The sequence below is a fragment of the Fructilactobacillus sp. X2R5C2 genome, assembly GCF_059901375.1.
This window is the reverse complement of sequence record NZ_JBWXUX010000001.1, coordinates 497200-508931: the sequence shown is the minus strand read 5'-3', so window position 1 is coordinate 508931 and position 11732 is coordinate 497200. Positions and strand designations below refer to the sequence as shown.

Annotated in this window: 6 protein-coding genes; all 6 read right to left on the bottom strand. The window is 39.7% G+C overall.

The window, feature by feature from the left end; all coding sequences use genetic code 11:
* On the bottom strand, positions 1 to 7319 hold a 7319-nt coding region (locus AC6UD2_RS02490), incomplete at its 3' end, for a KxYKxGKxW signal peptide domain-containing protein (protein WP_500697924.1).
* 179 nt (positions 7320 to 7498) lie between these two features.
* Positions 7499 to 8452, bottom strand: coding sequence for a helix-turn-helix domain-containing protein (locus AC6UD2_RS02485; protein ID WP_500697923.1), 954 nt, complete (start codon positions 8450 to 8452; stop codon positions 7499 to 7501).
* Between the two features lie 5 nt (positions 8453 to 8457).
* Positions 8458 to 8646: a hypothetical protein gene (locus AC6UD2_RS02480; RefSeq protein WP_010022144.1), complete on the bottom strand. Its 189-nt coding sequence runs from the start codon at positions 8644 to 8646 to the stop codon at positions 8458 to 8460.
* Between the two features lie 20 nt (positions 8647 to 8666).
* Positions 8667 to 9521 (bottom strand): hypothetical protein, encoded by an 855-nt coding sequence (locus AC6UD2_RS02475; protein WP_500697922.1) that lies wholly within the window; start codon positions 9519 to 9521, stop codon positions 8667 to 8669.
* Positions 9499 to 10965, bottom strand: coding sequence for a glycosyltransferase (locus AC6UD2_RS02470; RefSeq protein WP_500697921.1), 1467 nt, complete (start codon positions 10963 to 10965; stop codon positions 9499 to 9501). Before AC6UD2_RS02470 ends, AC6UD2_RS02475 begins: the two co-directional genes overlap by 23 nt.
* Before the next feature lie 35 nt (positions 10966 to 11000).
* The gene (gene asp3, locus AC6UD2_RS02465) at positions 11001 to 11729 is read right to left on the bottom strand and encodes an accessory Sec system protein Asp3 (RefSeq protein ID WP_500697935.1); all 729 of its coding nucleotides are present in this window, start codon (positions 11727 to 11729) and stop codon (positions 11001 to 11003) included.
* Positions 11730 to 11732 lie beyond the last annotated feature (3 nt).

Genomic DNA, 11732 nt, shown 5'->3' with positions numbered 1-11732 from the left:
GAAGCACTGTCACTTACGGATAAGCTAGCGCTGGTACTTGCGGAATGATTGTTACTCATCGAAGTACTGGTTGAACCGCTGGCACTTGTGGATAGGCTATCACTTACGGATTGGCTACCACTCATTGAGCCGCTGGCACTAGTACTCTCAGAATGATTGTTACTCATTGAGGTACTGGTTGAACCGCTGGCACTGGTAGATAAACTATCACTTGTTGATTGGCTACCACTCATTGATGCACTGGCGCTGGTACTCTCTGAGTGATTATTACTCATAGAAGTACTGGTTGAACCACTGGCACTCATGGATTGACTACCACTTACAGAAGCACTGTCACTTACGGATAAGCTAGCGCTGGTACTTGCGGAATGATTGTTACTCATCGAAGTACTGGTTGAACCACTGGCACTCGTGGATTGACTACCACTTACAGAAGCACTGTCACTTACTGATTCACTTGCACTGGTACTTTCAGAATGATTGTTACTCATTGAGGTACTGGTTGAACCACTTGCACTAGCTGATAAGCTCTCACTCATTGAAGTGCTTACGGAAGTGCTGCCGCTTACTGATCCACTAGCACTGGTAGATAAGCTATCACTTGTTGAAGTACTGTTACTATCGCTAGTACTCAATGATGCACTGCCACTATTGCTAGTGGAGATACTGTTGCTATCACTTGTACTCAAGGAAGCACTAGTACTGTTGCTAGTAGAGATACTCTGACTATCGCTGGTACTTAGTGAAGCACTGCCACTATTGCTTGTGGAGATACTCTGACTATCACTCGTACTTAGTGAAGCACTGCCACTGTTACTTGTGGAAATACTTTGACTATCACTGGTACTCATTGATGCGCTGGCACTAGTACTTTCAGAATGATTATTACTCATTGAGGTACTAGTTGAGCCACTGGCACTGGTAGATAAACTATCACTTACGGATTGGCTACCGCTCATTGAGCCACTAGCACTGGTACTTTCAGAATGATTGTTACTCATGGAAGTACTGGTTGAACCGCTAGCACTCGTTGATTCACTACCACTATTACTAGTTGAGGTACTGTTGCTATCACTAGTGCTTAGTGAAGCACTGCCACTATTGCTAGTGGAGATACTTTGACTATCGCTGGTACTTAGTGAAGCACTAGTACTGTTGCTAGTGGAAATACTGTTACTATCACTGGTACTCATTGATGCGCTGGCACTCGTACTTGCGGAATGATTGTTACTCATTGAAGTACTGGTTGAACCACTGGTAGATAAACTATCACTTGTCGATTGACTGCCACTCATTGATCCGCTAGCACTTGTGCTAGTAGATTCACTACCACTTACTGAGTTACTCAAACTGTCGCTAGTACTCAATGAAGCACTACCACTGTTGCTTGTGGAAATACTTTGACTGTCACTGGTACTTAGTGAAGCACTGCCACTATCGCTAGTGGAAATACTTTGGCTATCACTGGTACTCAATGAGGCACTACCACTATTGCTAGTAGAGATACTTTGACTATCGCTGGTACTCAATGAGGCACTGCCACTATTGCTTGTGGAGATACTTTGACTGTCACTAGTACTCAAGGAAGCACTACCACTGTTGCTTGTTGAAGTACTTTGACTATCACTAGTGCTTAGTGAAGCACTGCCACTGTTGCTAGTGGAAATACTGTTACTATCGCTGGTACTCAATGATGCACTGCCACTATTGCTTGTGGAGATACTTTGACTGTCACTCGTACTTAGTGAAGCACTGCCACTGTTGCTTGTTGAAGTATTATTGTCACTTTCACTAGTTGAAGTGCTTAAGCTATCGCTTGCACTAGTTGATAAACTATCACTCATTGAGGTGCTTGCCGAGTCGCTCTTACTTGTTGATTGACTGTCGCTCATCGAGGTGCTTGCGGAGTCACTGCCACTTACAGAAGCAGAATCACTCTTGCTAGTCGAAGTGCTTAAGCTATCGCTTGCACTGGTAGATGTAGATTGACTATCACTCATCGAAGTGCTTGCGGAGTCGCTTGAACTTGTTGAAGCACTGTCACTCTTTGAGGTACTTGCGGAGTCACTCTTACTAGTGGAAGCACTGTTACTGTCACTTTGGCTAGTGGACTTGCTTAAGCTATCACTTGTACTTACAGAGTTACTGTCACTCATTGAGTTGCTTGCCGAATCACTGCCACTTACAGAAGCGGAGTCACTCTTGCTTGTTGAAGCACTATTACTATCACTTTGGCTAGTGGACTTGCTTAAGCTATCGCTAGTACTTGTAGAGTTGCTGTTACTCATGGAAGTACTTGCCGAATCACTTGCGCTAGTGGACTTGCTATCACTCATCGAAGTGCTTGCTGAATCACTGGCACTTGTTGATTGACTGTCGCTCATTGAAGTGCTAGTTGATTCACTACCACTTACAGAAGCGCTATCACTCTTGCTTGTTGAAGTGCTGTTACTGTCGCTCATAGAAGTACTTGCTGAATCGCTGGCACTAGTTGACTTGCTATCACTCATTGAGGTGCTTGCTGAATCACTTGCACTGGTTGATAAGCTGTCACTCATCGATGTGCTTGCGGAATCGCTCTTGCTAGTTGAAGTACTGTTGCTATCACTCATCGAAGTACTTGCAGAGTCACTTGCGCTGGTAGACTTGCTATCACTCATTGAAGTGCTTGCTGATTCGCTCTTGCTAGTAGATTGACTATCGCTCATAGAAGTACTTGCGGAATCACTGCCACTTACAGAAGCAGAATCACTCTTACTAGTTGAAGTGCTGTTACTGTCGCTCATAGAAGTGCTTGCTGAATCGCTGGCACTGGTTGACTTGCTGTTGCTCATTGAGGTACTTGCAGAATCACTGGCACTAGTAGATAAACTGTCGCTCATGGAAGTGCTTGCGGAGTCACTGGCACTTGTTGATTTGCTGTCGCTCATCGAAGTACTTGCGGAGTCACTGCCACTTACAGAAGCAGAATCACTCTTACTAGTCGAAGTGCTTAAGCTATCGCTAGCACTGGTTGATCGGCTATCACTCATCGAAGTGCTTGCTGAATCGCTAGCACTAGTAGATTGACTATCGCTCATTGAAGTACTTGCAGAGTCGCTTGCACTAGTAGATTGACTATCGCTCATTGAAGTACTTGCCGAGTCACTTGCGCTAGTTGATTGACTATCGCTTATTGAGGTACTAGTTGACTCACTACCACTTACAGAAGCAGAGTCACTCTTACTAGTGGAAGCACTGTTACTGTCACTTTGGCTAGTAGACTTGCTTAAGCTATCACTGTTACTTACTGAGTTACTGTCACTCATTGAGGTGCTTGCTGAATCACTTGCACTGGTTGATAAGCTGTCACTCATCGATGTGCTTGCAGAGTCACTTGCGCTGGTAGACTTGCTATCACTCATTGAAGTGCTTGCTGATTCGCTCTTGCTAGTAGATTGACTATCGCTCATCGAAGTGCTTGCAGAATCACTCGCACTGGTTGACTTGCTATCGCTCATTGAGGTACTAGTTGATTCACTACCACTTGCAGAAGCAGAATCACTCTTGCTGGTAGAAGTACTGTTACTGTCGCTCATTGAGGTACTTGCGGAGTCGCTTGAACTTGTTGACTTGCTATCACTCATCGAGGTGCTTGCTGAATCACTTGCACTAGTTGATAAGCTGTCGCTCATTGAGTTGCTTGCTGAATCACTGGAACTTGTTGAAGCACTGTCACTCATTGAAGTGCTTGCAGAATCGCTTGCGCTAGTAGATAAACTATCACTCATTGAAGTGCTTGTTGATTCACTACCACTTAAAGAAGCGGAGTCACTCTTACTAGTTGAAGTACTGTTGCTATCACTCATCGAAGTACTTGCAGAGTCACTGACACTAGTTGACTTGCTATCACTCATCGAGGTGCTGGTAGATTCACTGCCACTTACAGAAGCAGAATCACTCTTGCTTGTTGAAGTACTGTTGCTATCGCTCATTGAGGTGCTTGCGGAATCGCTGGCACTGGTTGATTGGCTATCACTCATTGAAGTGCTTGCTGATTCGCTTGCGCTGGTAGATAAACTGTCACTCATTGAGGTACTTGCCGAGTCACTCTTACTTGTCGATTGGCTATCACTCATTGAGGTACTTGCTGAGTCGCTTTCACTAGTTGATTGACTATCGCTCTTACTAGTCGATTGACTTAAACTGTCACTCTTGCTAGTGGAGTTGCTTAAGCTATCACTTGTACTTACAGAGTTACTGTCACTCATCGATGTACTAGTTGATTCGCTACCACTTACAGAAGTGCTATCACTCTTGCTGGTAGAGTTACTTAAACTATCACTTGTACTTACTGAGTTACTATCACTAGTTGAGTTGCTCAAGCTGTCGCTTTGGCTAGTTGAATTGCTTAAGCTATCACTGTTACTAGTGGATTGACTTAAACTATCGCTGTTACTAGTTGAATTACTTAAACTATTACTATCACTAGTTGAGTTGCTCAAACTGTCACTCTTGCTAGTAGAATTGCTTAAGCTATCACTGTGGCTGGTTGAATTGCTTAAACTGTCACTCTTGCTAGTAATTTTACTAGTTGATCCACTTTGAGAAGTACTAGTACTCTCACTGTTGAATGCGGTACTAGAACCAAATTGAAGATACTTTGGTTGGTTTTGATTATTTAATAGTTTCTGAATTTCTTCTGCTTCGTCATAATTATCAGGAACACCTACTACAACATTTTGAATTTTCCCATCATAACCGATCTGGAAATTCAAATAACCAAGAGGTGAGGAGAAAGTTCGATCTCCAATCTTGATCGTGGAACTATTAACAATAAAGCTAGTGTTAGGACTAGCAATTAAACTGTTAGGATTAGTATTCTTAGTTAAATCAAATACCACATTATCAGGATCAGTAATATTAACGGTGGCATGATTTCCAGAGTTATTTAATAATGTAACTCGTTGATCACCTGTTGATACTAAGGATAATTTTCCATTATTCGCAACGTTAACAGCTCCACCATCATTTAAGTACAACAGACTCTGAGTGTTACTGTTTGTTTTACCGGATTGATGATACGTAATATTAAAGTTACCACCATCAGTAATATCAACACTAGAACCAGTGTCAAGGAAAACGATGCCTCGTTGAGAAGCACTACCAGGTCTAAAGTTCCCATTAGCGGTTACGTTCAAAGTTCCGCTATCACTAATTTGAGTGTGACCCATGGAGTAAATGGCACCAACTTTAGGATTAGAAAATGTATTATTTAAGTTAATGTTTAAGGTAGCACCCTGACCGATAATAATATTTCCGCCATTAGTGACAATGCCATAGTCAGTGCCATTAATATCATTTTCATTAGCACCACCACTATTGTTAGGGTTTAAGGTAACAGTCGCACCATTTTCAATGATGACGTCGCCACTTCCACGACTACTACCTTGACTTAATTCAATCACATTATCACTATTGGTAGTCCCAGTGAAATTGGAATTAGCAGCGAAGGTAATCGAAGTAGCTTGAATTACCTGCTGACCACCGGCTTCTGTTGGAATAGATTTACCATTAGTAAATTTATTAGTATAGGAAGAAACTGAATGGGCAGTTACATTACCTTCGATCGTAACGTCAGTACCAACTCCAGGAGCATTGAAGCCAGAACCACCGATTCCATAAATGAACTGTGAACCAGTATAATTTACGTTGTTAACAACATATGATTTAGCTTGACTAATAAATCCGTAGAAACATCTACCATAAATATCTAAATTGTCATATTCAATCGTAGCGCTACTACTGTTAACATCATTTTTCCAATCATTAAAGGTGTAACCTTTTATGTCAATTGTGTAATGATGTCCTGCAGCTGAACCAATTGTTAAATTACGTGGGTTATTAATGTCAATAACAACTTCTTGTCCATTATTATAGTTAGTTAAGTTAGCAAAATTAATATCACTATCAATGACAATGTTAGTAGCCTTACCATACTTTAAAGCATTGAATAAACCGTATGCCGTGCTAACATGCACAGTATTTTGATCTTGAGCTGCTAAGACAACATTATTAGAATTAGTATTTTGTTGAACTTCACTAGTTGAATTCTGTGCACTAGTAGATTGTTGATCAGTTTGACTAGTAGAAGTGCTGCCGCTTTGTGACATTGAGGTTGAGTCATTTTGACTTGTAGATGCACTATTATTAGATAATACATTTTCACTGTTTGCCAAAACGTTGTCAGCTACAGTCGAAGTACTATTAGCTTCGCTATTCTTATTGCCACTTAAGTCCTTGATGTTAACGGACATATTGTTATTTTCACCAATACTGCTTAAGGCAGCTAAAGTACTGGTGTTAGGAGTTAACCCGTTTGCTAGGCCAACGTTAATTACCTGGTGTTGGGAGTCAACCGTAACGGTAGCATCGGCTGGTACCACTGCCTTAACCTGGTTATAAACCTTTTGGTTATTTGCTTCACTGGTACTTGTATCAGCAGATGTTGAGGTGCCGTTAACACTGTTGCTTTCGCTGTTAAGATTTGAAGCAGAAGTGATGCTTTGACTATTTTCTGTTTGACTGTTACCTAATGAGTTACTGTTAGCAGTCTCACTGTTAAGTCGTGCACCTGGTTGTAATGGAGCAATTGGCTGATTGTTATCAGTAATTGTTTGACTAGCAGCTGTAGTAGAGTTTACTTGGCTAGTAGAATTAGCTAGCGGATTATTACTATCAGCTTTAGCTGTCTTACTGTCAGAAGTAGATGCAACTTTATTAGTTGTAGAATTTTGATTAGATTGTTGATCAGACTTAGTTTGATTATTAGCCTTAGTAGAATCTGCTTGAGTAGCAGAATCAGCGGTTGAAGTATTAGTGTCAGCCTTCTTTTGACTATTAGCCGTTGTAGAACCGGAATTAGAACTAACCTTATTATCACTTGTTGAGTTAGTTGAATTAGCGATTAACATGGAAGCTGATGTCGAATTCGACAATGCTTCACTCATACTAGTAGAAATCTGGTCAATCTTAGCTTGTGAGTCTACCTGACTGCCGGCTGTAGAAGACGTGGTTTGTGAAGTTGATGAAATCGTTGCCGAGTTCTTATTCGGTAAGACATCAGCGTCCTTATTTTCTTTACTAGTGTTGTTACTAGTTGTGGTAACGGAATTAGCAGAAACAGAAGCAATTCCAATGTTAGCGCCTAGTAATCCACCAATTAGTGAAATTCCAGCAACCATCCACTGTTTTCCAGCTTTGTACATTTTATAATGCGTTCTAGCATCGTCTTGAAGTGCTAAACGGATGTTTTGCTTTTTATTTCCTTTTCCTCTCATAAAAAACTTTCCCCCTTAAATTTGTGAATAATCTATACTTAGATGGTCTTACTATATATCCAAATAAAATAATTTAGCCCATATTCCCAAAAATGGGACGATTTTTTCACTTGCAAACCCAATTTAATTTGAATATAAAAAAACAGCTGGAATTACCATCATTCCAGCTGTTTTTTGTATTAGTTGATATTCATTTTAATGAAGTTGTGAATCTCATTCCAAAAATCATTCTCATAATTAAAGACCGGTTGAGTCTGCAAAATAGATTGTGAAAAGCTTGGGAAAGTCACTTTATTCGTTAGCAATTTACCAATTTGTTCGTAACAATTACGAAGATGGTCATCCATGGCTCCGCTCGCATTGATCGCTTGATAGACTTGCTTTAAGAAGTCAATGGCCTGATCTGCCTGGTGATTAATGTAAAAGTTCATTACAAAATCAATCGCGCATCCCCAATAAACATATATCCGATCCAAATCATTGCTTTTAAGGCCACTCAAAATCTTTTGTGATACCAAGAAATCACTATTGATCTGCTTTTCTGGAAACAAAGAGCGCTTTAAATTTAAATTTAAAATATTCAAATAGATATCAAAATCCGTTAGATCATCACAATCTTTAAAATATTTATCATTATTCTTAAAGAATGATGACACATCCGGTTTTTGCTTCCGCGCGATTTGACTAATAATCTGAGTATACGTATAAACCTTAAAAAAAGGTGACGTTAGCTGCAGACGATACTTATCAAGCCGATTTAAAATTGTTTCAAGTTTATCCGGATTATAACTATAAGTATTATAAAAAGAAGCTAATGCTAATGTATCGATTAACTCATCCGTCGAAGGACTCAGTAATGCCAAAAATTCTTCATCAGAAATTCCCAACAATTTTTTAATCCCGAAAATGTACTCAAACGGAATGTCAATTTCATAATTGACCCACCGATAGTAACGTGAAGTACTTAAGCCCACTCGATCTAAAAATGAACTTATTTTAACTTTCCGTTGCTGAATTAATTCGGCTATCTTTTTCCGATCAATACTGACCGCGGCAACACTATTTTGTGGAATTTCTTTATTACGACAATGCAAATCGATATAATATGCAACTCCTAATGAAGGAAAATTCATTTTTATTACCCCGCTAAAGTGATAAAACTATAGACCAAACTGATAATAACTACGAATACCATAATGACTGAAACGATAATCATAATTACTTTCCCGCTGCTCTTGGTGTCTGATGCATCAACAACGTACTTCTTCTCTTCATCAAAACGTGACTTAATATCCTGCTGCAATTCTTTCAACTTAATTTTTTGCATTTTATTACCTACTTTAAAAACTAATCAACTACTACCTTTTTGGTGGGAATCCCCTTGTTTTCTAGTTCTTGCAAAAATTTCTTACTCATATGCACATCTTGAATGTAGGAAATTCTATCCGTCAGAATGTCTAACAAATTTTGTTTGACTTTTCCATCGGCATTAAATGGTGATTCTTCCAAATAAAGCGTATTGTGTGACTTAGATTGCGATAATGCCCACAACTCAACCCCCATGTAGCTAATCCCAACGGAATCTTTAGGCGTTAAATACTTCCCAACAGTGTCAGCATAGAATTCATCTAAATTATTGAACTGGCGCTTGGTTTTTAACGAATCAAAATCTTCAGTGGTAACCCAGTTCAGCTGCTTTTTATAAAAATAAAAACACAAGACCGGAACGCCGGCATCATTATAAAAATCAATTCGTTGTGGTTGCCCCCGCGTATAGATAATGTTGCTGAACTTTTTCCCATCGCTAGCAAATTCCTCGATATAATCCAATTCGTCGTTTGGGAAAACATAGTCAACCTCTTTAACGTGCCGACGCGTATTCGGCCACAAAATGACATGCCCGATCGTGTTGCCGTTGGAGATGATATTAATGGTAAAATCAGCGTTCATAAATATCTCTGCGCCATCAACGGTAGGAACCCGGTTGAAAAACAAAAATGACTTTGGATCCATGTCTAAAGTGCGACCAGTAACGTAATCAACAACATTAAGACCACTGATATCATTCGCTAATAAAGCATCCCGAAAATTAGAAGCCGGTGATAAAGTAATTACTTTGCCATGACTTTTTTTGATTCTGTCTCTTTGGTGCTTCCAGATTAAATTTTGATCGTTTATTTTATTGGTTAGCTCGTAATGCATCAACAAACTCCTTCCACTTATTCGCAATTACATGATTTTGAAATGAAGCCATAGAACTGATGGTTGCTTTTTGAACCTGGGAATAATTTGACTTTAATAAGCGGTTAATTCCATTCGCTAAACTTTTTACATCGAAATCAACGTTATCATCCCCACGTTTGAAGTCTTGCAGGAATCCATTTACGACATCTTGGATCATTTCAAGCGCTCCAAAACGTGCTTTAAAAGCAATTACTGGTAATCCAGCGCTCAACGCTTCTACCGTGGTTAACCCGAAGCCTTCTGAAAATGACGCTGAAATGAAAGCATCGTATTTGGGATAAACGTCCTCTAAGTGCTTGGACAATCCCTTTAATTTGATATAGCTTTCAGCCTTTTCTTTTTTGATCGTTTTTTCAATTAAATCCTTCTCGCCGCCAGCACCATAAATATCCAAAGAAACCGTCTTTCCTTGTTTATGTACCTTAGCAACTGCCATCACCAACATATCAATATGCTTCTCGCCAGCTAGTCGCGAAGCAGTGATTAATTTGAGTGAACGTAATTTTTTATTCCGGGCCCTTGGTCTCGTTTTGCTGCTTCCCTTATCAGCAACTCCACCAACCGGAATCGTAGCAAACTTGTCCTTTTTATTAGGAAAATCTTCAATCAGATCATTGGTTTGCATTTTGGTAGCACTAATAATTTTGTCGATATTATCAAGATGAGTTAATGAGTATTCGTAGTAGTTATTCCACAATGGATAACGAGGGTCATTTCTGTCGGACAAGTGATCCGCATGCACAACTTCAACAACTTTACTTTGGGGCATCTTAGGATATAACAATGCCGCTTCACTCTCTTCGCCACGATCCAAGAACCAGTTGTTGGAGTGACCATAAGCTTTATCCACCTGTTCAAAAAAGTATCGTTGAAGTTGAACCTCATTAGGAAAGTAAAATTGATGACCATTTTGATTATAAAGATGAATATTTTTAATCAGGGTTTCTTTATGGCCGTTGTCATAAAAATCAAACGTGACCTTCTTCTCACCGGTCTTACTTGAATAAATTTCAACCTTCGAAAGGCTCATAATTAACAAATTGTGTTCTTTATTAGGAAATTTAACCATGGTTTCGATGATTTTCATCCCAGAAGCGGTCTGAACCTTTAATAGTCGGGTCGTATTGGTGCCATCAACAACCGTTTCATTTTTAATGGGATAGAACTTTTGAACTCCCTGATGTAAATAGTCGTCACCTAACACAAAATATTCGTACATATTAATAACCTGATCATTTTTTAGGTTCCACGTGTCCATGGCCTCGTGTAGATTATTAATTAATTGCACAAAAATATAACGATATGGCAATCCGACTTCATCAAAACGACGAGCGCGATAAAATTGCGCATGTTCCACTCCGGAATTACCAATTCCCATGGCACGATTAATAAAAAAATTCATTGGTTGGTTATTTTTTACTTGTTCTTTCATCAATTTCATTCCTTTGCTTTGTTAATTTTAGAAAGCGGATATCCGTATGACCTTACCCTAATTGGCAGCTTTCCCAACTGCTTACCTTGCTTAATGGCTTTCAATAACTTATCAATTACTGCATCGACCTTCGCTGGATCATTAATTTCACTGTTAGACAGTCGATAAAAGATTTGAACATGATTGCTTTGAACGGGAACCGTCCAGTTCCCCGAATCACGGCGTCCGATGTACACATCCAGCCCCTTCGCCTTAGGATAGCTGAACTCCGTCAGCTTTAAATCAGGACTCACCTTAAAACTCAGATTCTTAAAATTATCAGCTTCACCTAAGATAAGATAGCGAAACGTGATGGACTGATTGGATTTCACCACCAAGGATATTTCATACTCTGAGGCGTGTTCCGGATACTCAAAATCACCGTCATGACCATTGATAATAATGTCTTTCATAAAATCATGGTATTGATCATAGATCGTTACTTTGAAATAAACTGAGTCAGCTGGTTCATCCATGAAATCACTAGCGAGGTGATACTTATGCTTACCAAGTAAAATTGGTAATTCTCCTTGCATTCTGGCGTTTTGAAAATTTAGTCGTGAGTGCCAGGTGTAAACGCTCGTGCCGGGAGACAATAAAGGGGATGAATACGTGACCGCAGTTGGTGAATACGTGACCTGAGCCCCATACCTTTCCATGGGCTTAAGATATCTTCCCCACGTTAAAACCGTCATTGC

Excerpts from the sequence above, each read along its gene's own strand:
- AC6UD2_RS02475 (WP_500697922.1), bottom strand. The coding sequence starts at position 9,521 with ATGCATTACGAGCTAACCAATAAAATAAACGATCAAAATTTAATCTGG.
- AC6UD2_RS02480 (WP_010022144.1), bottom strand. The coding sequence starts at position 8,646 with ATGCAAAAAATTAAGTTGAAAGAATTGCAGCAGGATATTAAGTCACGT.
- AC6UD2_RS02485 (WP_500697923.1), bottom strand. The coding sequence starts at position 8,452 with ATGAATTTTCCTTCATTAGGAGTTGCATATTATATCGATTTGCATTGT.
- asp3 (WP_500697935.1), bottom strand. The coding sequence starts at position 11,729 with ATGACGGTTTTAACGTGGGGAAGATATCTTAAGCCCATGGAAAGGTAT.
- AC6UD2_RS02470 (WP_500697921.1), bottom strand. The coding sequence starts at position 10,965 with ATGAATTTTTTTATTAATCGTGCCATGGGAATTGGTAATTCCGGAGTG.